Here is a 21476-nt window from a genome sequence, read left to right on the forward strand (position 1 = left end):
GCCTGTTGTGGAACAAGCAACCGGCTCCCCTATTGAAGTAGCTGGTGTTCAGCAAGCGAAGCCGCCGGCCGGATCTCCGGTCTGGCCGGTTTCGGTCAAAGGGGTTCTCTTTATCGCGCGGGAAGTCGTTCTGTTGCAGAACGAGCGCGATGAATGGGAGCTTCCAGGTGGCCGGCTCGAAGCCGGTGAAGAACCAGGTTCCTGCCTCGCCCGCGAAATCACGGAAGAGTTGGGGATCGAGGTAACGGTCGAGACGCTCCTCGATTGCTGGCGCTATCCGGTCTTGCCCAGCCGCGAAGTCCTCATCGTTACCTATGGGGTGCGACCCATCGCGCAAGCGACGTTGCAGCTCAGTCAAGAACACAAGGCGTTGGGGCGTTTTCCGGTCCACGAGATCGCAACGCTCCAGATGCCGGAAGGCTATCGGCGCAGCATCCGCGATTGGGCGGCGCGCCACGGTCTTTAGAAGCTGCGGTCTATAACGAAGAAGGTTGAGTCATGGCGGATCAGGTGCATTTTGAGCTCGTCTCGCCGGAACGGCTGATGTTCTCGGCCAATGTCAGCGAAGTGATCATCCCGGGCACTGAGGGTGATTTCGGCGTGCTCGCCGGTCATAGCAACCTGGTCTCGACCGTGCGCCCCGGCGTCATCAGCATTCTGGATGACAGCTTCCGTGTTGCCGACCGCATCTTTGTGGAAGGCGGCTTTGCCGAAGTGAACGGCAGCAGCTGCACCGTGCTGGCCGAGCGCGCGCAGAAGGTCGACGAGATCGACCGGGCCAAGGCCGAGCAGGCCCTGGCCGATGCGCGTGAAGATGTGCAGGATGCCAAGAACGACATTGAACGTGCGGCGGCCGTGGCGATCTTCGAGATCGCAGAAGCCCGGATCCATGCTTTGGCTGTCAGCGTCTACTAAGCGACCGAAGGCGATGGCGGTGATTGATTTCAACCGCCTGACGCGTAAGTTCCGGATTGATAAGCTCCGGATTAACAAGCTTCTGGGCGAAGTCCGATAGACGGGAGCATCGGCCCAACATGGCGCACTGGACCCTCGAGCAAATTCCCTGGGATCAATTCGACCCAAGCAAAGTCGATCCCGAGTTGGTCAAGCTCGTGAAGGCGGCTGCGCTCGTTGAATATAACGGCGGCGACTACGCCACTTATCTCAACAATGTGTTTCACGATGATGACGGGTTCCGCACCGTCGCCAGCGCCTGGGCGCTGGAGGAAGTGCAGCATGGCGCGGCACTCGCACGCTGGGCGAAACTCGCCGATCCCAGCTTCGACTTCGATGCCAGCTTCAAGCGCTTTACCGACGGCTACAAGATCACGCTCGACGTCAATGCCTCGGTGCGCGGCAGCCGGTCGGGTGAACTGGTCGCGCGCTGCATCGTCGAGACCGGCACATCATCCTACTATACGGCCCTTGCCGAAGCCTGTGCCGAGCCGGTCCTGCAGGCGGTCTGCCGCAAGATCGCTGCCGACGAGCTGCGGCACTACAAGCTCTTTTATACGCATCTGCAGCGCTATCTGGGCTTTGAGGGCCTTGGTGCCTGGGGCCGGGTCAAGGTGGCGCTTTCGCGCATCACCGAATCCGAAGATGACGAGCTGGCCTATGCCTATTACGCGGCCAACCACGCGGCCGAGCCTTATGAGCGCAAGCGCTTCTCCAGCGCCTATGCCCGCCGCGCCTATGCCTATTACCGGCCGCCGCATATCCAGCGCGGCATTGCCATGGTCATGAAAGCCGCCGGCCTCAATCCGCAAGGCTGGCTGGCCAAGCTGTTGGCCAGCCTTGCCTTCCGCTTCATGCGCCACCGCGTGGCCCGGCTCGACGCTATCGGGGCGTAAGGGCATTTAGATTTCCCTCACTGGGTATTCTTGTCGTCATCCTCGGGCTTGACCCGAGGATGACGGTATTTTGGGGCGGCAATGTGCTTAGCCCTCCGCCGCAAACCCCGTCGCCAGCATGCTCGCGCGCGTGTTCATGCGGTCCCACCAGGCGTGAAGACCCGGCTGCTCCCGCAGCAAGGCGCGGCCTTCATCCGTGACACAGCCATAGGCGATCATCGGTGCGAGATGGAGGTCGGCAAGTGACAGGGCGTCGCCCAGCAACCATGGCCCCTCGCCGCAAAGGTCGGCCAGTGCCGCGAAAGCTTGCCGCGACTTGGCGATGGCACCCTCGAAGACAGGCTGATCGAGCGCCGTATTGCCCTTTGCAGCCTCGTCGCGTGCCACGTAAACGCCCCAGACCAATGGCCGGTAGAGATAATTGTCGGCGATCCCGATGATCTGGTTCATCCGCGCGCGGGCTTTGACGTCCTTTGGCTGCAAAGCTGGCCCGGCAAAGGCCTCATCGACATAGCGCGTGATGGCACTGGTTTCATAAAGTGCGAAGTCATCGTGAACGAAGGCCGGGATACGCCCGAAAGGATGCAGGCGCAGATAGTCGGCCGGCGGGCCGTCCGGTGCAAAAATATCGACCTCATGGTGGCTGAAGGTGACACCCTTTTCCAGCAATGCCAGCCGCGCGATACGCACATAGACGCTGTAGCCGGCACCATGCAGCTGCGGCTGCACGCTAGTTCTCGCGCGGCCCCGGCGAGGGCGGACCTTCCGGCGGGTTGAGCTCGACATAGCGCTGGATGGCGCGGGCGCTGTGCGAAGTCACCTGGCGGCGCAGCAGCACCAGAATGACGCCAATGGTGGCAGCGATGAAGGCCCAGGGATCGATCAGCCAGGCAAGCCAGGCCAGGGCAAAGTAATAGCAGCGGATGCCGCCGCCAAAGCTGGTCAATGCACTGGTATAGACCCGCGCCATCTGGTCGGCGAGCTCGATGCGGTGCGGATAATCATTCTTGGCAAGCGGTGCGGCGCCGATGAGCGTGCAGCAGTAATTGTACTGCCGGAGCGCCCAGGTGAAGCGGAAGAAGCCATAGACGAAGATCGCGACCAGGCCGATGATCTTCAGCTGGAACAAGGTGGCGCTGCTATGGGCGACGAATACCCAGCCGGATAGCACCTTCTGGGCCTCTTCCGCCTGGCCCAGCACGCCAAGAAGACCAGCCACCACCAGGATGGTGGCCGAGCTGAAGAACGACATCGAATTCACGGTATGGCCGGTGAGCGAGGCATCGACGATGCGGTCCGGCCGCTCCATCAACCGCTGCATCCAGACGCGGCGCACTTCATGCATCAGGGAATTCACGTTCTTGCCACGGCCGGCGAGATCGGCGATGCGCGCATAGCCGAAGAAGGCGAGGATGAAAAGGCCGAGGCCGATCAGTTCAACAAGGCTCATAGCGCGTTCCGGGTCCCTCAACGCTCCGTGGCGTCGTAATAATGGGCAACACTCGCCTGGCTGCGGCTCTTGACCTGGCGCTTCCACAGCACCAGGACAACGATTCCGGTGGCCGCTGCGAAGGCCAGGGGATGAATGAACCAGCACAGCCAGGCCATGGCGAAATAGTAAGAGCGGATGCCGCCGTTGAAACTGGTGACGGCCAGCGACATCACTCTGGCCGCATGATCGGCAAAGCGATCACGCGCGGCCGGCGCCACCGGCGGCAGGGGTGCGGCACCGATCAGCGTGCAGGCGAAGTTGAATTGCCGCAGCGCCCAGGTGAATTTGTAGAAGCCCACCATGAACAGGCAGATGAGGCCGAGGATCTTGAGCTCGAACAGCAGTTCCGACGATATCACCGCAAAGCCAAAGGATTGGATGACGGCGTGGGCGTCGCCAGCCTTGCCAAGAACGCCCAGCAGGCCGGCGATGATCAGCATCGAGGTCGATGCGAAGAAGGTCGTGGAACTGACCTGATGCCCGGTGAGCGCTGAATCAATGATGCGCTCCGGCCGGTCGAGCATGCGGCGCATCCAGGCGCGCCGCAGATGATGCATCATCTGGTTGAGGTTGGTGGGGGCCACATCGTCGGCCGGCAGCTTGTCGGCAAAGCGGCCATAGGCAAACCACAAGACCAGCATCCAGACAAAAGCCAGTATGTCGCCCCAGCTCCAATCAGACCAGCTCATCGGCATGAAGGTCGTCAATAGAAGTCAGCCAAAAGACGTCAGGCGGGCGAACGTTCGCGGCCATGCCCATGGAAGCGCTTGTTGAAACCGCGCTCGAAGAAATCATAGATGGCGGGGCTGAGCTGGTCGTATTTGACGGCGAGCCGCCGGTTCTCGCGGTCGTTGCGCACCACCTTGGCCTGGATCTTCATGGCGAATTCGGCGTGCTCGTCCTTGATCTTGATGTCGATCACCACCGGCATTTCGACCAGCAGCTGGCCGTCGTAATTCTCAATGAGAAGGCCGCCCAGGGACCAGTTGAGGGTGTCGCAGACCTGCCCACCCACCTTGACCGTGAAGATCGGCAGCGGCATGCGCTTGTCGCGCCGGTGTTCCGGTCCCCGGACCTTGGTGAAACCCATGGTAAAACTGGTCATTCACACTCTCCCGCCATAACTGGCTTCAAGTGTAACAGATGCAAAGAATCCTGTACCAGCCGATTGGGCGATGCCAGGGACAGGCATTCGTGCAGGCAAAAAAAGACCGGGCGCGAGATTGCCCGGTGCTTGAGTTGGAGATTCCCATCTGGACGATTGCCGGGCTACATCGCCCCATTGCCCGGCGCCCCCTTCTTGTTATCCCGCTACGTCTCTCTTTTCGCCTAACCCTGGCTTTTACCTAACCCTGGCGCCCTCGCCGGCTATGGAAGCTGAAGCTGCGTTCGAAGAAGCCGAGAATGGCCGGGGTCAGTTCGGTGAACTTCAGCGCCAATTGGCGATTGTTCCGGTCGTGCCGCACGACTTTGGCGTCGATCGGCAATTCCTCATCCATTTGTGCCGATTCCGGCACGGCCTGCTTTACCCTGACATGGACCCGCACCAGCATGTCGCGGTCCAAATACCCCTCGTAATTGCCGAGCAACAGCCCGCCCAGGGACCAATTCACTGTATCGAAGCGCTGGTCGCCCATGCGGACGGCAAAGACCGGAACGCGCAGGCGCTTGTCGCGCCGGTGTTCGGCCGTGCCGACTTTCTTGAAACCCATCGTGTAGGTCGCCATTAAAACAAATCTTCTAAAGGATACATCCTGGGTGCATCTAAGACCTAGTTCCTAGTCGCTGATTTGGCAAGAGCAAACCGCCAGGGCACCGAAGATTTAATTGAACGGTATTTTTCGAGAATTTGCCGGCCGGCATAATGGCCGCACTGCGGTGCGGCTGGCCCAATCCTCAGCGGATTCGGCGGTTATAAGCGATATAGCTGCGCTCGAAAAATTGGATGATGGCCGGGGTCAGCTTGACGAACTTCAAGGCCAGAAGCCGCTTCTGATGGTCGTTGCGCACCACCCGCGTTTCGACGGACAGGACTTTCTGTACCTGCTGGTCCCGTGTGCTTTTCATGCTGATATGGACCATCACCAGCATGTTGCTGAAAAAGCGCCCCTCATAATTGCGCAGCAATAGACCGGCCAGCGACCAGTTCACGGTGTCGTAGCGGTAGTCGCCAACCTCCACGGTGAATGTGGGCTCAAAGAAGCGCTTGTCGCGCCGCAGCTCCACCTTGCCGACCTTCCGGAAACCCAGCGTAAAGAACGGCATCTATTTGGCCCAATGGTCCTGGGAAAGATCATCGTGAAGGTGACATGGGAAGCAGTCCGCAGGCGAACGCAAAGAGCAAAGCGGAAATTGGCAAAGATATGGTTAAGCGCCTCTTTCCAGCCCTTGCTGCCGAAAATGTCTTCAGGTCGTCGCTACCAGCAGTTCTTCCGCATTGTTGGGCGGCCGCAGGCCATCCGTCCTGTCGGCGAAGTAGCGTTGGGCAAGCGCGGCGGCCGACACATGGTGGACGTCTCTGAAGCCGGCCTTGTCAGCCAGCGCCAGCATCTCCGCCGGCGTGAAGAAGCTGATGAACGGTGTCCCGCTGGCGCGTGCACCCTTCTCCGCCAGCTGAAGGCCGGGGCGTATCTCGGGGTCCGCGAGCTCCAGCGGCAGCATGAATGTCATGGCAAAGGTCGATCCCGGGGCAAGGGTCGCCACGTGACGCAGCGTGGCCATGATCGCGTCCTTAGTGAGGTACATGCTGACGCCGGTCGAAGCCACGACCGCCGGCCGGCCGGCATCGAAGCCTGCCGCCGTCAGCCGTTGCCACCAGGAATCGCCCGCTTCGAAATCAACCGGCACCAGCCGCAGCCATGCCGGGATACCGAAGCCGAGGTCGATCAGGCGCTGTCGCTTCCAGGCCTGAGGGCCAGGCCGGTCGACCTCGAACACATGGAGGCGCGAAGCGATCTCCGGCCGGCGCTGGGCGAAGGTATCGAGGCCGGCGCCGAGGATGACGTATTGAGAGATGCCGTGGCCGACCTGCTCCACGAGCAGGTCCTCGATGAAACGGGCACGGGCGATGATGGATGCGCGGAAAGGGCTGGTAAACCGCGGCTCCATGTCAGGGCGGCCGCGCCAGCCATCTTCCGGGGCAACCAGTTGCAGGCCGATCTCGTCTTCCAGCACATGCGGCGGTGGATCGACCGCAACATGCATGGCCCGCCATAAGGCGACCCGCACCGCCGTGCTCTCTGCCGCTGCGGGTTGCTCATCACGCATGATGATTTCTCCACAAGATCTAGAAACTGGTGTCGAGGGCGGCGCCCTTGGTGGCGGTGACGGCGCTGGTCGGCCAGATCGCGACCCAGCGGTCGCGGGCGACGCCGCGGTAATAGGGCAGGGCCGGCAGGCGCAACGGGCTGCCATCGAAATAGCTGACGATCACCCCGGCCGGATTGGCCTTGGCCCAGGCAAGTGCCGCCGCCTTGTCGGGCAAAGCCAGGGGCGCCGCGACCAGGCGGCCATAAAAATCAAACTCACCGCGATAGGGGCCATAGACCGCCAATGGCTGGCCGGCTTCCTCCAATTGGCGCATCCGTTCCGCCACCGGTTCCAGATCGAAGAACTGCCGCAGGTTGAAGGGGAACTCGATGTTGATGCAGGTCATCAGTACCACCGGCAGGGTCGCTACCTGGATGGTGCGCGACAGCAGATGCGTGGGCGAGAGCTGCGCGATGCCATAGCCAGCGACCAGCAGCACGAGGCCCGAGGTCATGCCGATACCGCCGATCCAGATCGGCAGCGGGACCTCGAAGAACTGCCGCCACAACGCATCAAGATGCGCCGTCGGCACGATGTTCATCAGGAAGAAGAACAGACCGAGCAGCAAGGCAAGGAGCGCTGGCACGATGGCATGGAAATCCTTGGCGCGGATTTCCTGCGTCGCCAGCAGGCGCGCGCCCAGCAGGGAAAGCGGCAGGATCGAATAGACCATGCCCTGCATCTGCCAGCCGCCAACCAACCCGCCCAGGATTGTCGCCACCAGGAACAGCAGGCACAGGCGGAAACTGCGCCCGGCGCGGCCACGCCATTGCCGGCCGAGCGCGCGCCACAGCGTCTTCCAGCAGATCCAGGGATAAAGCAGCACCGGCACCAGGAACAGCGACCATAGTTCGCGCCGGCTGGCTTCCGTGGCGGCGTAGAACCAGCCATTGCCGAATTTGAGGAAGCTCGCCGCCACGCCGGCTTCCTGCAGCCGCAGGATCCAGCTGATCCACAGGATCGCGGCCGGCAGCAGCGACAGGATCAAGGGCAGATGCCAGGCGGGGACGAATTGCAGTGTCACCCGGGCCGATCCTGCCGCCGGCGGATGATTTGCGCTGCGCTGCCGGGGTGCTGCCCAGGCAACCAGCGGCAGCATCACCCAGGTGGCATTGCCGATGGCAAACAGCAGCAACGCCACGGCCGCGGCAAAGACCGCCCACCAGAAGAGCGCACTGAGATGCCTGATCCCGCTATGCCAGAGCCGCGTCAGGGCATGAAAGCCCAAGGCCGTGAGGACGACACCCAGGGGCTCCGCCTGCACCATGGTGGTGATGAGGGCAAAGGCAATGACACCCATCAGCAGGATGCGGGCATAAAGTTCGGTCAGCTGCCGGTGCGGCCACAGCGACAGGGCGCTGCGCCCGACCAGCACCAATGTGGCCAGGCTGCACAGCACGGACAGAACGCGTGGCCACATGTCGCCGATGCCGAAGAGCTGCCAGCCCAGCAGGATGGTCCACAAATGCAGGGGCGGCAGGTCGCCGATCCCGGCACCACTACGCAACGGGATCCAGCCATGGTCCTGCCACATGTGCCAGGCGGAGGCGAGCGTCTCCATTTCGACCGGCGCGGTCGGCGGCCGGCCGAGGAGTGCGCCCACCACAATGATCAGCCACAGCAGGAACGGCGAGAGCAGGCACCAGCGCAGGAAGACCGGCCCCGGTTCCGTCTGGTCGTCGGCGCCCGCTGTGGCAAGATCGATATCCGGAACGGCGTTGCTCATCTGTCGTGCGATACCCTCGGCGCCTAATCGGCCTTTTGAAACACGTCGAACTGGAACACCGCCGTCTCCGTCAAGGCGGCGGCTTCCCATTCCTTGAAACCCGGCAATGCAAAGATGGCGTTGCAATAGTCCTTGGCAACATCGTCAAGCGCCACGCCATAGGTGCGGAAGCGGGTTGCCACAGGTGCGAACATCGCATCGGCAATGCTGAAACCGCCCAGCAGGAACGGGCCGGCTCCATTGGCGGCCCGCATGCCGAAACGCTCGCGCGCCTCGTTCCAGATGCTGCAGATGCGGGCGATTTCACCTGCCACCAGATGCGCGCGGGATTCACGCGCGCGGTCGCGGGCGATGTCCATCGGCATGTTCTGGCGGAGCGCTGCAAAGCCTGCATGCATCTCGTGGGCGATGGAGCGGCCAAAGGCACGGGCCTCGGAATCCGACGGCCACAGGCGGGCACCCGGCGCCAGTTCCGCCAGATATTCGCAGATGGCGAGGCTCTCCCACACCTTGATGCCGCCATGGAGCAGCACCGGCACCGTCCCCGATGGCGAATAGAGCCGGATATGGCGATAGGTGTCGTCGGTGCGCAACGGAATCATCACTTCACGAAAAGGCAGGCCGGCAGCCTTCAGCGCCAGATAGGGCCGCAGCGACCAGGACGAGTAATTCTTGCTGCCGATGATCAGTGTCAGTTCCGTCGTCATGAGTCGCACTCTCCCCCACCGGTTATGCCCGGGACTATGTATCCGGAATCATAAGCCATTTAAGGCGCTTGTGAACCACTACCATTCTGATCGCCACAGGCTACAATCCGGCCGACCCCGGGTTCACCGACTCTGGTCTTGTGCCAGCCCCGACCCGCCTTATAGCCATAGCGAGGATTGCTGCCTTGTTGGAACATCTTGTCACGCGCGCCGCGAAAACCACCCCGATCCTGCCCTTGAGCGAAAAGTCGCTGGCGGCCTGGGCAAAGGCGCAAGCCCCGTTTGTGCAGGCCTGGATCAAATCGGCGGGCTTCAAGGCCAAGCCAGGCAGCTTTGCCCTGCTGCCAGATGCGGCCGGCCGCGCGTCGCTGATCCTCGCCGGCTGCGAGGATGGTGTTGATCGCTGGTCGCTGGCCAGCCTGCCGGCAGCCTTGCCGGCCGGTATCTATCGGCTGGAAGAAGAGGATCTCTCCCCCGACCAGGCGACCGCGCACGCTTTCGCCTGGGCCATGGGCTGCTATCGCTTTGCCCGCTACCGCGCCGATACCAAGGAATTTGCCACCCTGGTCTGGCCGAAGAATGCCGACAAGGCCGGTGTCGAGCGCGCCGCCAGCGCCATTGCGCTGGGCCGCGACCTCATCAACACGCCAGCTGAAGATATGGGCCCGGAGCATCTGGCCAAGGCGGTGGAGAAAGTTGGGGCCGCGCACAAGGCCAAGGTCACCAGCATCGTCGGCGATGCGCTCCTGAAGCAGAATTATCCCACCATCCATGCGGTCGGCCGGGGGGCTGCCACCACTGGCGTCCGCGCACCGCGCCTCATCGACCTCACCTGGAAAGGGACGGGTGGCGAGAAAGGCCCGCTCCTCACCCTGGTCGGCAAGGGCGTGTGCTTTGATACCGGTGGCCTCGATCTGAAGCCACGCGGCGGCATGATGATGATGAAGAAGGATATGGGCGGTGCCGCCACCGTGCTGGCGCTTTCGCAGATGATCATGGACGCCGATCTCCCCTTGCGCTTGCGCCTGATGATTCCAGCGGTCGAGAATTCCGTCTCCGGCAACGCCATCCGGCCCTTGGACGTGGTGAAGACCCGGAAGGGCATCACGGTCGAAATCAACGACACCGATGCCGAAGGCCGACTCATCCTCTGCGATGCACTGGCGGAAGCCGATACGCAGAAGCCGGATCTCCTCATCGACATGGCGACGCTGACCGGTGCGGCGCGCGTGGCGCTCGGTCCCGATCTCCCGGTGCTCTTTGCCAATGACGATGATCTTGCCGACAGCCTGTTGCGCCACGGCCGCAACGAAGGCGATCCGTTCTGGCGCCTGCCGTTGTGGAAGCCTTATCGATCGATGCTGGACAGCAAGGTCGCCGACATCGCCAACTGCGAACCCGGCAGTTTCGGTGGCGCCATCACCGCAGCGCTGTATCTCGCCGAATTCGTTTCACCCACGACCAAATGGCTGCATGTCGACACCTATGGCTGGACATCGGGCAAGGGTGCCGGGCGGCCAGATGGCGGCGAACCCTTAGGCATTCGCGGTCTCTTCGCCTTCATCGTCGATTGGGTGAAGCACAGCGGCAAGTCGCCGGTGCTCACGAAGCGCCCGGCGCCACGCGCGACGCCTGCCAGCCGTTCCGCTGCCAAGCGGCCCTTGTCGCGGTCAAGGTCGCGTCGGTGAGAGGGGGAACCTACTTCACCCGCTTCAGCAAGACATAGAGCGCGCCTTCGCCGCCATGCTCCTGTCTTGCCTGCGAGATGGCAAGGACAAGGCGGCGGAAGATTGGTTCGTTGAGCCAGCGCGGCACGATGGCTTTGAGAATGCCGGATTTCGACTGCGTCATGCCCTTGCCGGTGATGACCAGCAGGTTGCGCTTGCCTGCCTTGTGGGCGCGTTCGATGAAATGCAGCAAGGCGTCATGCGCCTCGTTCTGCGTGCGGCCGTGGAGGTCGATCTTGCCTTCGATCGGCAATTGGCCGCGGCGGAAGCGTTCGCCCTGGCGCTTGTCGATGCCCGGCATGGCGCCAGGCGTCGGCGACGGTGTCAGCAAGGGCGGTGGCGGTGCCGGCTTGGGCGGCACGGGCCTGGGTGGCACAGACCTGGGCGGCGGTAGCGCCTTCACCGCCTTCACAGGTGGTGTGGCCTTGGCCGGGCTCTTCTCCGGTGCCTTGGCCGGCACGGCGGCAGCCGCTTTGGGCTTGCCGCCGCTCTTCTTGCTTTTCTTGCGCTTGAGCGGCGCCACGGTGCTGGCAACAGCCTGCCAGAGGGCAAGCTCCTGCTCAGTGAGGCTCCGCTTGCCGGCCACGATCTTCTTGGAACGACGGGATCAGTTGACGGTGGCGCCGCCGGCCGCTTTTTGCGCCTCGGCCTGCTTCATCATCTCTTCGCGCTTCTCGCGGTACATGGCGACGAAATCGACCGGGTTGATGAGCAGCGGCGGGAAGCCGCCGGCCGCCACCGCATTGGCGATGACTTGGCGGGCGAAGGGGAACAGCAGGCGCGGCGCTTCGATCATCACCAGCGGCAGCACATGTTCCTGCGGCACGCGGCCGAGGCGGAACAGGCCCGCATATTCGCTTTCCACCAGATAGACCGATTTGTCGCCGATCTTGGCATCCACGGACATGAACAGGACGACCTCGATATCCGGCGGGGTCAGCGGCTTTACCCGCACATCGACCCGGATCATGCCGGTGGGCGCTTCCTTGAGCACGCTGGGTGTCTCGTGGCCGAGCGGGTTCTCGAAGGAAAAGTCCTTCAGGAACTGATGCATAACAACCAGCGCCGGGCCGGCGTCAGCCTGCTCCGGGGTATTGGTGTCAACGGGCGCCGGGTTTTGGTCGGTCATGGAAAACGCTCCTTGGGTGTGTCTTTGGTCGAGTTGGGGTTCCGCTACCATCCTTGGCGCCCTTGCGCAACCTGGAACGCCATCGGCCTGGCCCGCAACCAGGGCCATGGCTTGACCGGGCCGGGCTACGCTGGGCAATCTGCCGGAACGATCAGGGTAGCGATCAAATGAGAGGAAAATCAGTCGGATGAGCGGTTATGCGATCATTGTCGGGGCCGGCAGCGGCCTTTCCGCGGCCCTGGCACGGGCGGCGGCGGCAGACGGGCTCAAGCTGGTCCTGGTGGCCCGCGACATCGCCAAGCTGGCACCGATGGTGGCGGAACTCGGCGCCCGCGCCATGGCCTGCGATGCCAGCGAACCGGCGGCGGTGGCGCGTCTCTTCTCGGTGACCGAACGCGATTTCGGCGTGCCGGAGCTGGTGGTGTTCAATGTCGGCTACCGCGCCCCGCGCGGGCCGATTGCCGAGGTCGACCCGATCGATGCCGAAGCTGCCCTGCGTAACAATGCACTGGCGGGCTTCCTGGTCGGGCAGGGGGCGGCAAGGGTGATGGTGCCGGCCGGCAAAGGCTCGATCTTCTTCACCGGCGCCTCGGCCAGCATCAAGGGCTATGCCCAGTCGGCGCCCTTTGCCATGGGCAAGTTCGCGCTCCGCGGCCTGGCGCAAAGCATGGCGCGTGAGCTCGGCCCGAAGGGCATCCATGTCGCCCATTTCATTATCGATGGGGGCATCGCCGGCACCCGGTCGGGCCGCGATCCCACCGACGAAGACAAATGGCTCTCGCCGCAAGCGATCGCCGAGACCTATCTCAACACCCACAAGCAGCCGCGCAATGCCTGGAGCCACGAAGTGGATCTGCGGCCCTGGGCGGAGACGTTCTGAGTCTTGCCGGCGCTGTGTTCTCCCTCTCCTTTCAGGGGGAGGGCCGCGCTCAGTCTGACTCTCTCAAAATCATCACCCATGCCCCCACCCCGCCGACGTAGGTCGGCATTCGCCGATGGGGGCCTCCCCCCTGAAGGGAGAGGGCTTGGAGGCCAACGGTCAGCTACACCCGCCGCAAACTCAGATACACGCTGTCGACCCACTTGCCGCCGATCTCGAAGGTCTTCTCCGCAAAGCCGGTGCGCACAAAGCCGACGCGCTCCAGCACGCGCAGGCTTGCCAAATTGTCGGGATCGACATCGGCGCGGATTTTCTTGAAGCCCAGTGTCTCGAAACCATAGGCGGCGATCCTGCGGAGCGCTTCGCTGGCGAAACCCTTGCCCTGCATCTTGGGATCGAACAGAAAACCGATCTCGTCGCCATGCCAGAAGGCGACGCGGCCGATGATGCGGTCCTCAAGCAGCACGGCAAAATCCTGCGCCTCGCCCTTGGCCATGGCATCGAGGCTGCCCTGCACCCAGGCCTCGGTCTCCCTGATATCGGTGTGCGGCAAGGTGGACCAATAGCGCATCACCTCCGGGTCCGAGAGCCATGCATGCAACGCCAGCGCATCGCTCATCATGAGCGGCCGCAAGGTGAGGCGTTCGGTGGTGAGAGTGGGGAGTGTGGGCATGAGGTCTATTTCTGGAAGGTCCCCTCACCCCAACCCCTCTCCCCAGAGGGGCGAGGGGCTTTAGCAAGAAGCTCGGTCAAAACTCCCTCGCCCCGCGCTTGCGGGGAGAGGGTTGGGGTGAGGGGGGGTGGGACGATCAGATTAGCTCATCGCCATCCGCACCTTGCGTTCCTGCGTCGGATCGAACGGCACCAGTTCCGCGTTCACCGCGGAATGGCCGGTGAGCTGCAGGATGAAGCCCCAATGGCTCACCACCACGACATGCTGCCAATCGTCAAAGGTGGCGGCACGGCGGTGGAAATGCTGGCAGCGGGCTTCCAGCTGGTCACGCGTCTCGTCGAGATTGGGCCACCACACCTCGTCGATGTGATCGAAGGACAGGTGCGGCCAACGTTGAGCCAGCAGGCGGCGCTCGGTGCCGATGTCGCACTGATAATGCGCATGCTCATGCACGGCATGTTCGATCTCGATCGGCAGGTCGAGCACACTGGCAACGATCTCGGCAGTTTCCAGTGCGCGCGTGTAGGGGCTGCTCAGGATGCGGCGCAGCGGCTGGCTGTGGCGCTTCAGGCCTTCAGCGGACTCAGCCACCTGGCGGCGGCCAAGTGCCGTAAGCTTGGGGTCCGGAATGCCGGGATCGCGCCCGGTGCGTTCCTGATGTGCGTTGAATTCGGATTGGCCGTGGCGGATGAGGATCATGATGAATCGTCCGGTCTGTCGATCTGTCGCAAGGGTTGGGTGGTGGGGTGGCTTGGGCGCGAGCGTGCGTCTGTGGCGTCGGGTTCGACGATCTCGAACTCGCCTTCGATCACCGTATGATTGCTACTACGCTGCCCGCCCGCCCGGTAGACCTGTGTTTCGAAATGCTTGGCAGCATGGCGCAGCAGGAAATTGCGTGTCACCGGCAGCACCAGGATGAAGGCTAGGAGATCGCTGACGAAGCCGGGGACGATCAACAACAGGCCGGCTACGACCATGGCAGCACCGTCGATCAGGCTGTGGCCCGGTTCGCGCTGCTGGTTGAGGGCGGCCTGCAGCTTGGTCAGCGCATTCAGCCCGCCATGGCGGATGAGGGCGAGGCCGAGAAGGGCTGCCACCAGCACCCAGAGGAGTGTCAGCCCCAGCCCGAGCCTTGCGCCGATGACCACAAACCCGGCGATCTCAAGCAGCGGCAAGGCGAGGATGATGGCGACCAGCAGGCGAATCATGCCCGGATCCTGCCAGAAAGGGCAAAAGCGGTGTGAAACCAGCGTCTTGCCACAAGAATGTCGACGGAATCTGTCACTTTATGCCTGCGGCCGACCTCTTATGCCTATGGCTTACGCCTGTGGCCCGGCCTCAAATGAGCGACTTGCTGTAACTGGGCCGACTTCCTATGTAGAATGCCGTATCAACGCTTTAGCCTATGGCCGGTCCCTGGTCCAGCGAGCCCTCCATTAGAAAGGGGCGAACCAAATCGGGGCCCTGTTGTTATGGCGGCACCAGAGTTGGTGATATCGCTGCCCAAGTGCAAGCCTGGACACAGGATATCACCCAACATCGACAAGGATTCTTGGGTTTTGCAACATCTCGATATCGTCTTTTTCGCCATCGTCGCTGTCGTCCTGGGCTGGAAGCTCTATTCCGTCCTCGGCCGCCGCACCGGGAATGAGCGCCGCATCGACCCGTTTGCGCGCCCCGATCCCAAGGATGTGGCGACACGGCGGCAGGCTGGCCGCGACGACCCGGATGCGCCCATTCAGATCGGCCGCCCGCGGCCGACCGTGGTGCGCAACGACCCCGAGATCCAGCTGGACCTCAACAAGGACGGCGCGTCGCGCGATACGGGCTCACGCGACACCGGCTCACGTGACACTGGCCCCCGCGGTGGCATGACGCCGCGTGACCGGCGCATGATCGAGGCGGACATCGCCAAGGCCCCCGATGCGGTGCGCGATGGTATTGCCGCCATCACCAAGGCCGATCCCACTTTCGACGCGCCGGAATTCATCGGTGGCGCCAAGATCGCCTTCGACATGATCGTCCAGGCCTTTGCCGCCAGCGAGACGAAGGCGCTGCAGCCTTTGCTCGCCCGCAACATCTACGACAATTTCGCCGCGGCCATCGCCGAGCGGCAGCGGCTGGGCCATCGTCTCAAAACCGTCATGATCGGCATCACCCAGGCGCAGATCGTTGAAGCCGAGTTGCGGGGCAAGGAAGCTCGCGTCACGGTGAAATTCGTCAGCGAGCAGACCAGCGTCACCGAAGATGCCGGTGGTGCCGTGATCGAGGGCGATCCCGCTCATGTCGATACCTTGATCGACATCTGGACCTTTGCCCGCGACACGTCCTCGCGCGATCCGAACTGGCAATTGGTGGCAACGGACTCGCCGCAATAAACCAGCACGCAGGACTTTGCTTCGGGGGAAGCCGACGGGATGCAGGGGAAAGTTGGCACCAGCGTGCAATCGAACTCTAGGCGACCGGCCACAGTTGAATTCGTCATGCCCGGGCTTGACCCGGGCATCCACATTTTCCATGGCACTCGTGGATCCCCGGGCCCTCTTGAAACAAGGGTGGGCCTGGGATGACGAGTCGAGGTAGACGTTCGTTGCTGACGGCGGGTCTTGCGCTGCTGCTTGCCGCCTGCACGCCACCCGAAGCACCCCCAGGCCTCAAGGTCAGTCCCAGTTCCTATTCCATGCTGCCCGGTTGGGGTGACGACACGCTGGAAGGCGTCCTGCCGGCCCTTCTCAATTCCTGCAAGGCGATCGGCAAGCAGCCCGAAGACGCCCCTATCGGGCCCAAGGCCTTAGGCGGTGTCGCTGGTGATTGGCAGGCGCCGTGTGCCGCTGCCAGCACCTTGAAGGGGACGACCGATCCCGCCATCACCCGCGCCTTTTTTGAGCGTTGGTTCGTGCCCTTCTCGGCCCAGGATGCGCGCGGCAAGGCCGGCCTTTTCACCGGCTATTACGAGGCTGAGATCGAAGCGTCGCGGCAGCCGGATTCGCTCCACATGTATCCGCTCTACCGTGCGCCGAAGACTCCCACCAAGCTGACCCGGGCCGAGATCGAGGCAGGTGGTCTGCGCGGCCAGGGCCTCGAATTCCTGTGGCTGAAGGACCCGGTCGATGCCTTCTTTCTGCAGATCCAGGGCTCCGGCATCGTCAAGGTGACCGATGGTTCCGAGATGCGGGTGGGCTATGCCGGCAATAACGGCCAGGCCTTTGTCGCCATCGGCAAGATCATGATCGACGAAGGCATCATCGACCGGCAAAGCGCCTCGATGCAGACCATCCGGACCTGGCTGCGCGCCCATCCGGGCGAAGCACAGGCGATGATGAATCGCAACCCGCGCTTCATCTTCTTCCGCGACGTGAAGGAAAACGGCCCGGTGGGCGCCCTCGGCGTGACGCTTACCGCCGGCCGCAGTCTTGCCGTCGATCCAGCGTTCGTGCCCCTGGGCCTGCCGCTCTGGCTGGACACGACCTGGCCGATCGCCCATGGCACGACCAAGAAAGGCGCGCCCCTGCGCCGCCTGATGCTGGCCCAGGATGTCGGCACCGCGATCAAGGGGCCGGTGCGCGGCGACTTCTTCTGGGGCAGCGGCGAAGATGCGCTGACCTTTGCCGGCGCCATGAAGAATCCCGGAAACTGGTTCCTGCTCTTGCCAGTGACCGCCGCAGCGCGCAAAACTCTCGAAATCGTGGATATCGTCAGCAGCTTGAAGTGAGTGCGCGTGAACAGCCAGCCAGAAACGGCCCAGCCATTTAAAGCGGGCGCCAATGTTGCCCTTTTCGTGACCTGCCTCGTGGACCTCTTCCGTCCCAGCGTCGGCTTTGCCGCCGTGAAGCTGCTGGAAGAAGCTGGCTGTCGCATCACCGTCCCTGAATCCCAGACCTGCTGCGGGCAGCCTGCCTATAATTCCGGCGACCGGGCCACGGCGGTGGATATCGCCAAGCAGACCATCGCGGCGTTTGAGGGATTCGACTTCGTCGTGGCGCCCAGCGGGTCGTGCGGCGGCATGATCAAGCATCATTATCCGCAATTGCTGGCCGAGGATGCCATCTGGGGGCCACGTGCCAGGGCGCTGGCTGCGCGCACCTACGAACTCACCCAATTCCTCGCCGAGAAATGCGGCAAGACCGATTTCGGGGCACAGCTCTCGGGGAAATGCACCTATCATGATTCATGCTCATCCTTGCGCGAGATGAATGTGAAGGCAGCACCCCGCGATCTCTTGAAGAAGGTTGCGGGCCTCTCGCTCACCGAGATGGAGGAGACCGATGCCTGCTGTGGTTTCGGCGGCACCTTCTGCATCAAATTCCCCGACGTCTCCAATTCCATGGCAGCGCGGAAGGTTGCGACCATCGATGCGACCGGCGCCGATCTGCTGCTCGCCGGCGATCTGGGCTGCCTCATGAATCTTGCCGGCAAGATGAAGCGCGATGGCTCGCGAATCGAGGTGCGTCATGTGGCGGAGGTGCTGGCTGGCATGACCCATGAGCCGGCGATCGGCGAGGAGCGCAATTCATGACCCTCGTCCCCACCAGCAATGCCTTCAAGGCGAACGCCAGCGGCGCGCTGCAGGACAAGCCGCTGCAGGAAGCGCTCGGCATCGCCCGGCATCATTCGATCCAGACGCGCCTCAACACCGTGGCCAAGATGCCGGAATTCGAGACGCTGCGGGATATCGGCCGCGATCTCAAGAATCACATCATCGCCAATTTGGACCATTACCTGCTGCAGTTCGAACAGTCGGTGATCGACCGCGGCGGCAAGGTGCATTGGTGCCCGGACGGTGATTCCGCCCGCGCCAAGGTGCTGGAAATCTGCCGCACGGTGAACGCCAAGACCGTCACCAAGGGCAAGACGATGATCGGCGAGGAAATCGGCATCAACGATTTCCTGTTTGCCAACGGCATCGAGCCGGTCGAAACCGATCTTGGCGAATACATCATCCAGCTGCGCGGCGAGACGCCGAGCCACATCATCGGCCCAGCGCTCCATGTCACCAAGGCGCAGGTCGAGGAGACATTCCGCGAGGCGCATCAGGATCTCGATCCCGCACGCAATCTCGACGACCCCGCCGCCTTGATGGCGGAAGCGCGCGAGAAGCTGCGCGCCGGGTTTCTGAAGGCCGATGTCGGCATCACGGGTGCCAACTTCCTCATCGCCGACGAGGGGGCGACCACCATCGTCACCAATGAGGGGAATGGCGATCTCACCCAGACCCTGCCGCGCATCCATATCGTGCTGGCCTCGATCGAAAAGGTGGTGCCGAGCCTCAAGGATGCCATGACTTTGCTTCGCATTCTCGCCCGTTCCGCGACCGGTCAGGAGCAATCTGTCTATACAACCTTCTCCAGCGGCCCACGCCGTCCGACCGACCTCGACGGGCCGGAGGAATTCCATGTCGTTCTCATCGACAATGGCCGGTCGGCCTATCTGGGATCGGATTTGGAGGAGATGCTGCGCTGCATCCGCTGCGGTGCCTGCCTCGATCATTGCCCGGTCTATCATTCGGTGGGTGGCCATGCTTACGGCTGGGTCTATTCCGGTCCCATCGGCTCGCTGCTGACACCCATGCTGGTGGGGGTCGAGAACGCCAAGCCCCTGCCCAATGCCTCGACCCTGTGCGGACGCTGTGAATCGGTCTGCCCGGTGCGGATCCCGATCCCGAAGCTCCTGCGCAACTGGCGCGAACGGGAATTCTCCCGCGCCATCACGCCGCAAACCGAACGCTCCGGCCTGTGGTTCTGGGCCTTCATGGCCAAGCGCCCGATGCTCTATCGCCTGGTGACGCGCGTTGGCGCCCGGGCCTTGTTCAACCTCGCCGGTCAGCGCGGCCGCTTGAGCTCAGCACCCTTGGCATCGGGCTGGACCAAGCATCGCGACCTGCCGGCCAGCCAAGGCCGCACCTTCCATGAACAATGGAAGGCCCAAAAAAGCCAAGTAGGGAAGGGAGGCCGGTCATGAGCACATCAGGAACCGGCCGCGACCGCATGCTGGCCTCGATCCGCGCCGGCATCAGCCGCCAGGCGGAACGCCGCCATGGCGAACCGGCACCGAGCAAACCCGTGCCGCTCATCCCGGCGCGGGCGACGGCACCCGGCGTCGATGTGGTGGCGCTGTTCAAGACGCAGCTTATCAATGCCAAGGCGACCCTGGATGAGGTGGCCGGCCGCGACGATGTGCCGGCAGCGGTCGCGCGTTATCTTGCCAACAATAATTTCGAGGCGCGTGTGCGCCTCTCGCCCGATGCGCGGGTGAGCGGCCTGCCCTGGGACAAGGCGCCGATGGTCGAGACATCCAGCGGCCGCTCGTATGGCAAGGACCCGACCAGTGTGACGCCGGCGGTGGCAGCGGTCGCTGAAACCGGCACCATGGTGCTGCAATCTTCGGAGGGGACGCCGACCACGCTCCACTTCCTGCCCGACCAGCATGTCGTCGTCATCGGCAGAAACCAGATCGTTGGCACGTATGAGGATGCGCTGGCGCGCGTTGTCCGCGCTCCCGACGGCGCCCTGCCGCGCACGGTCAATTTCGTGACCGGCCCGTCGCGCAGCGCCGATATCGGCAAGATCCTCTTGATGGGCGCCCATGGGCCCAAGAAGCTCCACGTCATCGTCGTCGACGAGGATTTGTGACGGCCGGCCTCCACAGGCTCTCGGGAACAACGCCCGCCGGGTCGTGGGAGGCGGTCTTTGCGGCACCCGATCCGCGGCTGCGGGGTGCCATCGTTGGCGAGTATCAGGGTTGGCATGAGACGGCACCCCTGCCGGTCTTCCGCCGGCAGATGCCGGTCATCATGGTGCCGGTCATCCTCAATTTCGGCCCGCATTGGGAAGTGGGGTCGCCGCGCACCGAAAATGGCGCGCTGCTGCCCTATGATTCCTTCATCGCGGGTCTTCATGATCAATCGGCCGACACGCTGTCGGGCGGCGATTCGGCCTGCCTGCAGGTCAATCTGACGCCCTTGGGCGCGTTCCGCCTGCTGGGTCTGCCCATGCATGAAATCGCCAACCGCACGCTGGATCTCATGGACCTGCTGGGTGCTGGGGGTGCCGACCTCATCGACCGATTGCGTCATGCCGGTGATTGGCGCCAGCGCTTCGATCACCTCGATGCCTTCCTGCTGGCACGTATCAGCGATGCCGTCCCGGCCGGGGGCAATTTCGGGGATGACATCGCCTGGGCGCTTCATCAATTGCAACGCAGCCATGGCAGGATCGCCATCGGCCGCCTGGCCGACGATCTGTCCGTCAGCCGCAAGCGCCTCATCGCGCGGTTCCACGATCAGATCGGTTTGCCGCCCAAGACGATCGGGCGCATCTATCGCTTCAACCGCATGCTGGCGCATCTGCAACGCCCCAAACGGCCGAGCCTCGCTGAGCTTGCCGATGCCTGCGGCTATTACGACCAGGCCCATTTCAACCGCGATTTCCGCGACTTCGCCGGTATGGCGCCCGGCGCCTATCTCGCCGCCCTCGCGCCGGAATCGCCGGAACTGGCTGATATTTAGCCAGGTATCTAGTCGGAAAATTCGTCCAAGACCGGGTTTCGGCCGGCGTCTTAAAGTGTGTCATCCATTCATCAGGAGGATGCCATGAGTGACCCAGCGACCCTTTTCCCGGCCCTTAAATATGACGATGCGCCGGCGGCCCTTTCCTGGCTACAGAAGGCCTTCGGTTTCTCGGAACATGCCGTGCATAAGGGGCCTGATGGCGACATCAAGCATGCCGAGATGAAAATGGGCCATGCCATGATCATGTTCGGCTCCACCGGCAAGCATGATCCATCCAATCCCTGGTCGACGGAGCGCATGGGGATCTATATGTGCGTCCCCGACATCGACGCCCACTATGCCCGCGCCAAGGCAGCGGGCGCCGAAATCGTGCGGCCCTTGGCCGATACACCCTATGGCGCCCGCGAATATTCCGCACGCGATCAAGGCGGGCATCTGTGGTCGTTCGGGACCTATGATCCGTGGACGGCGTGAGG

26 protein-coding genes are annotated in these 21476 nt (G+C 63.1%); 12 read left to right on the forward strand and 14 right to left on the reverse strand.

Translation table 11 applies throughout. The annotated features are described in order from the left end of the window. The first annotated feature begins 7 nt into the window (after window positions 1–7). The 3 genes from AC1DWZ_RS07250 (at window position 8) to AC1DWZ_RS07260 (ending at window position 1850) form a co-directional block, all read left to right on the forward strand. Window positions 8–466, forward strand: a complete 459-nt coding sequence (locus tag AC1DWZ_RS07250) for an NUDIX hydrolase (protein ID WP_477168201.1) — start codon at window positions 8–10, stop codon at window positions 464–466. Window positions 467–498: 32 nt separating this feature from the next. Next, on the forward strand, window positions 499–915 hold the full coding sequence (locus AC1DWZ_RS07255) for a F0F1 ATP synthase subunit epsilon (RefSeq protein ID WP_477168202.1): 417 nt from the start codon (window positions 499–501) through the stop codon (window positions 913–915). Window positions 916–1034: 119 nt separating this feature from the next. Beyond that, window positions 1035–1850 (forward strand): ferritin-like domain-containing protein, encoded by an 816-nt coding sequence (locus tag AC1DWZ_RS07260; RefSeq protein ID WP_477168203.1) that lies wholly within the window; start codon window positions 1035–1037, stop codon window positions 1848–1850. Window positions 1851–1937: 87 nt separating this feature from the next. Here AC1DWZ_RS07260 and AC1DWZ_RS07265 read toward each other — a convergent pair whose 3' ends face one another. The 9 genes from AC1DWZ_RS07265 to AC1DWZ_RS07305 all read right to left on the reverse strand — a co-directional run bounded on the left by AC1DWZ_RS07265 (window position 1938) and on the right by AC1DWZ_RS07305 (window position 9084). Next, on the reverse strand, window positions 1938–2579 hold the full coding sequence (locus tag AC1DWZ_RS07265) for a glutathione S-transferase family protein (RefSeq protein ID WP_477168204.1): 642 nt from the start codon (window positions 2577–2579) through the stop codon (window positions 1938–1940). Between the two features lies 1 nt (window position 2580). Next, window positions 2581–3300, reverse strand: coding sequence for a DUF599 domain-containing protein (locus tag AC1DWZ_RS07270; protein WP_477168205.1), 720 nt, complete (start codon window positions 3298–3300; stop codon window positions 2581–2583). A 17-nt stretch (window positions 3301–3317) separates the two neighbouring features. After that, window positions 3318–4031, reverse strand: a complete 714-nt coding sequence (locus AC1DWZ_RS07275) for a DUF599 domain-containing protein (protein WP_477168206.1) — start codon at window positions 4029–4031, stop codon at window positions 3318–3320. Between the two features lie 38 nt (window positions 4032–4069). Beyond that, complete coding sequence (locus tag AC1DWZ_RS07280; RefSeq protein WP_477168207.1) at window positions 4070–4447, reverse strand: PilZ domain-containing protein; 378 nt, start codon at window positions 4445–4447, stop codon at window positions 4070–4072. Window positions 4448–4688: 241 nt separating this feature from the next. Beyond that, window positions 4689–5069: a hypothetical protein gene (locus tag AC1DWZ_RS07285; protein ID WP_477168208.1), complete on the reverse strand. Its 381-nt coding sequence runs from the start codon at window positions 5067–5069 to the stop codon at window positions 4689–4691. 169 nt (window positions 5070–5238) lie between these two features. Then, a complete protein-coding gene (locus AC1DWZ_RS07290; RefSeq protein ID WP_477168209.1) occupies window positions 5239–5607 on the reverse strand; it encodes a hypothetical protein in 369 nt (122 codons plus the stop codon). Between the two features lie 141 nt (window positions 5608–5748). Then, entirely contained in the window at window positions 5749–6609 is an 861-nt protein-coding gene (locus tag AC1DWZ_RS07295; RefSeq protein ID WP_477168210.1) for a class I SAM-dependent methyltransferase, read from the reverse strand. A gap of 19 nt (window positions 6610–6628) precedes the next feature. Next, window positions 6629–8377 (reverse strand): ArnT family glycosyltransferase, encoded by a 1749-nt coding sequence (locus AC1DWZ_RS07300; protein WP_477168211.1) that lies wholly within the window; start codon window positions 8375–8377, stop codon window positions 6629–6631. Window positions 8378–8400: 23 nt separating this feature from the next. Next, complete coding sequence (locus AC1DWZ_RS07305) at window positions 8401–9084, reverse strand: glutathione S-transferase family protein (RefSeq protein ID WP_477168212.1); 684 nt, start codon at window positions 9082–9084, stop codon at window positions 8401–8403. 185 nt (window positions 9085–9269) lie between these two features. Between AC1DWZ_RS07305 and AC1DWZ_RS07310 the strand changes: the two genes are divergently transcribed. Next, complete coding sequence (locus AC1DWZ_RS07310; RefSeq protein WP_477168213.1) at window positions 9270–10772, forward strand: leucyl aminopeptidase family protein; 1503 nt, start codon at window positions 9270–9272, stop codon at window positions 10770–10772. A gap of 10 nt (window positions 10773–10782) precedes the next feature. Here the strand turns inward: AC1DWZ_RS07310 and AC1DWZ_RS07315 are convergent, their stop codons facing one another. Together AC1DWZ_RS07315 and secB are read right to left on the reverse strand one after the other, a co-directional pair. Further along, window positions 10783–11397: a Smr/MutS family protein gene (locus AC1DWZ_RS07315; RefSeq protein WP_477168214.1), complete on the reverse strand. Its 615-nt coding sequence runs from the start codon at window positions 11395–11397 to the stop codon at window positions 10783–10785. 21 nt (window positions 11398–11418) lie between these two features. After that, the gene (gene secB / locus AC1DWZ_RS07320) at window positions 11419–11940 is read right to left on the reverse strand and encodes a protein-export chaperone SecB (RefSeq protein WP_477168215.1); all 522 of its coding nucleotides are present in this window, start codon (window positions 11938–11940) and stop codon (window positions 11419–11421) included. 187 nt (window positions 11941–12127) lie between these two features. On the opposite strand from secB, the gene AC1DWZ_RS07325 reads away from it, so the two are divergent. Then, a complete protein-coding gene (locus tag AC1DWZ_RS07325) occupies window positions 12128–12820 on the forward strand; it encodes an SDR family NAD(P)-dependent oxidoreductase (protein WP_477168216.1) in 693 nt (230 codons plus the stop codon). 163 nt (window positions 12821–12983) lie between these two features. On the opposite strand, the gene AC1DWZ_RS07330 is transcribed toward AC1DWZ_RS07325, so the two are convergent. The 3 genes from AC1DWZ_RS07330 to AC1DWZ_RS07340 form a co-directional block, all read right to left on the reverse strand. After that, complete coding sequence (locus tag AC1DWZ_RS07330) at window positions 12984–13493, reverse strand: GNAT family N-acetyltransferase (RefSeq protein WP_477168217.1); 510 nt, start codon at window positions 13491–13493, stop codon at window positions 12984–12986. Between the two features lie 141 nt (window positions 13494–13634). After that, the gene (locus AC1DWZ_RS07335) at window positions 13635–14192 is read right to left on the reverse strand and encodes a histidine phosphatase family protein (protein ID WP_477168218.1); all 558 of its coding nucleotides are present in this window, start codon (window positions 14190–14192) and stop codon (window positions 13635–13637) included. Beyond that, a complete protein-coding gene (locus AC1DWZ_RS07340) occupies window positions 14189–14701 on the reverse strand; it encodes an FxsA family protein (protein ID WP_477168219.1) in 513 nt (170 codons plus the stop codon). Before AC1DWZ_RS07340 ends, AC1DWZ_RS07335 begins: the two co-directional genes overlap by 4 nt. 351 nt (window positions 14702–15052) lie before the next feature. Here AC1DWZ_RS07340 and AC1DWZ_RS07345 point away from each other — a divergent pair, with 351 nt between their 5' ends. The 7 genes from AC1DWZ_RS07345 (at window position 15053) to AC1DWZ_RS07375 (ending at window position 21474) form a co-directional block, all read left to right on the forward strand. Continuing rightward, window positions 15053–15871: a Tim44/TimA family putative adaptor protein gene (locus AC1DWZ_RS07345; RefSeq protein ID WP_477168220.1), complete on the forward strand. Its 819-nt coding sequence runs from the start codon at window positions 15053–15055 to the stop codon at window positions 15869–15871. A 188-nt stretch (window positions 15872–16059) separates the two neighbouring features. After that, complete coding sequence (gene mltA, locus AC1DWZ_RS07350) at window positions 16060–17205, forward strand: murein transglycosylase A (RefSeq protein WP_477168221.1); 1146 nt, start codon at window positions 16060–16062, stop codon at window positions 17203–17205. 6 nt (window positions 17206–17211) lie between these two features. Then, window positions 17212–18009: a (Fe-S)-binding protein gene (locus tag AC1DWZ_RS07355; protein ID WP_477168222.1), complete on the forward strand. Its 798-nt coding sequence runs from the start codon at window positions 17212–17214 to the stop codon at window positions 18007–18009. Continuing rightward, window positions 18006–19451: a lactate utilization protein B gene (locus tag AC1DWZ_RS07360; RefSeq protein WP_477168223.1), complete on the forward strand. Its 1446-nt coding sequence runs from the start codon at window positions 18006–18008 to the stop codon at window positions 19449–19451. The genes AC1DWZ_RS07355 and AC1DWZ_RS07360 overlap by 4 nt, the downstream gene beginning before the upstream one ends. Beyond that, complete coding sequence (locus AC1DWZ_RS07365; protein WP_477168224.1) at window positions 19448–20122, forward strand: LutC/YkgG family protein; 675 nt, start codon at window positions 19448–19450, stop codon at window positions 20120–20122. Before AC1DWZ_RS07360 ends, AC1DWZ_RS07365 begins: the two co-directional genes overlap by 4 nt. Beyond that, window positions 20119–20997 (forward strand): AraC family transcriptional regulator, encoded by an 879-nt coding sequence (locus AC1DWZ_RS07370; RefSeq protein WP_477168225.1) that lies wholly within the window; start codon window positions 20119–20121, stop codon window positions 20995–20997. Before AC1DWZ_RS07365 ends, AC1DWZ_RS07370 begins: the two co-directional genes overlap by 4 nt. An 84-nt stretch (window positions 20998–21081) precedes the next feature. Beyond that, window positions 21082–21474: a VOC family protein gene (locus AC1DWZ_RS07375; RefSeq protein WP_477168226.1), complete on the forward strand. Its 393-nt coding sequence runs from the start codon at window positions 21082–21084 to the stop codon at window positions 21472–21474. Window positions 21475–21476: the final 2 nt, after the last annotated feature.

Source organism: Dongia sp. P2_B8 (genome assembly GCF_056404715.1).

What these genes read in the sequence shown, in the direction of transcription:
- AC1DWZ_RS07255 (WP_477168202.1), top strand. Translation starts at nt 499, where the DNA reads ATGGCGGATCAGGTGCATTTTGAGCTCGTCTCGCCGGAACGGCTGATG.
- AC1DWZ_RS07260 (WP_477168203.1), top strand. Translation starts at nt 1,035, where the DNA reads ATGGCGCACTGGACCCTCGAGCAAATTCCCTGGGATCAATTCGACCCA.
- AC1DWZ_RS07270 (WP_477168205.1), bottom strand. Translation starts at nt 3,300, where the DNA reads ATGAGCCTTGTTGAACTGATCGGCCTCGGCCTTTTCATCCTCGCCTTC.
- AC1DWZ_RS07275 (WP_477168206.1), bottom strand. Translation starts at nt 4,031, where the DNA reads ATGAGCTGGTCTGATTGGAGCTGGGGCGACATACTGGCTTTTGTCTGG.
- AC1DWZ_RS07280 (WP_477168207.1), bottom strand. Translation starts at nt 4,447, where the DNA reads ATGACCAGTTTTACCATGGGTTTCACCAAGGTCCGGGGACCGGAACAC.
- AC1DWZ_RS07285 (WP_477168208.1), bottom strand. Translation starts at nt 5,069, where the DNA reads ATGGCGACCTACACGATGGGTTTCAAGAAAGTCGGCACGGCCGAACAC.
- AC1DWZ_RS07290 (WP_477168209.1), bottom strand. Translation starts at nt 5,607, where the DNA reads ATGCCGTTCTTTACGCTGGGTTTCCGGAAGGTCGGCAAGGTGGAGCTG.
- AC1DWZ_RS07295 (WP_477168210.1), bottom strand. Translation starts at nt 6,609, where the DNA reads ATGCGTGATGAGCAACCCGCAGCGGCAGAGAGCACGGCGGTGCGGGTC.
- AC1DWZ_RS07300 (WP_477168211.1), bottom strand. Translation starts at nt 8,377, where the DNA reads ATGAGCAACGCCGTTCCGGATATCGATCTTGCCACAGCGGGCGCCGAC.
- AC1DWZ_RS07305 (WP_477168212.1), bottom strand. Translation starts at nt 9,084, where the DNA reads ATGACGACGGAACTGACACTGATCATCGGCAGCAAGAATTACTCGTCC.
- secB (WP_477168215.1), bottom strand. Translation starts at nt 11,940, where the DNA reads ATGACCGACCAAAACCCGGCGCCCGTTGACACCAATACCCCGGAGCAG.
- AC1DWZ_RS07325 (WP_477168216.1), top strand. Translation starts at nt 12,128, where the DNA reads ATGAGCGGTTATGCGATCATTGTCGGGGCCGGCAGCGGCCTTTCCGCG.
- AC1DWZ_RS07330 (WP_477168217.1), bottom strand. Translation starts at nt 13,493, where the DNA reads ATGCCCACACTCCCCACTCTCACCACCGAACGCCTCACCTTGCGGCCG.
- AC1DWZ_RS07335 (WP_477168218.1), bottom strand. Translation starts at nt 14,192, where the DNA reads ATGATCCTCATCCGCCACGGCCAATCCGAATTCAACGCACATCAGGAA.
- AC1DWZ_RS07340 (WP_477168219.1), bottom strand. Translation starts at nt 14,701, where the DNA reads ATGATTCGCCTGCTGGTCGCCATCATCCTCGCCTTGCCGCTGCTTGAG.
- mltA (WP_477168221.1), top strand. Translation starts at nt 16,060, where the DNA reads ATGACGAGTCGAGGTAGACGTTCGTTGCTGACGGCGGGTCTTGCGCTG.
- AC1DWZ_RS07360 (WP_477168223.1), top strand. Translation starts at nt 18,006, where the DNA reads ATGACCCTCGTCCCCACCAGCAATGCCTTCAAGGCGAACGCCAGCGGC.
- AC1DWZ_RS07365 (WP_477168224.1), top strand. Translation starts at nt 19,448, where the DNA reads ATGAGCACATCAGGAACCGGCCGCGACCGCATGCTGGCCTCGATCCGC.
- AC1DWZ_RS07375 (WP_477168226.1), top strand. Translation starts at nt 21,082, where the DNA reads ATGAGTGACCCAGCGACCCTTTTCCCGGCCCTTAAATATGACGATGCG.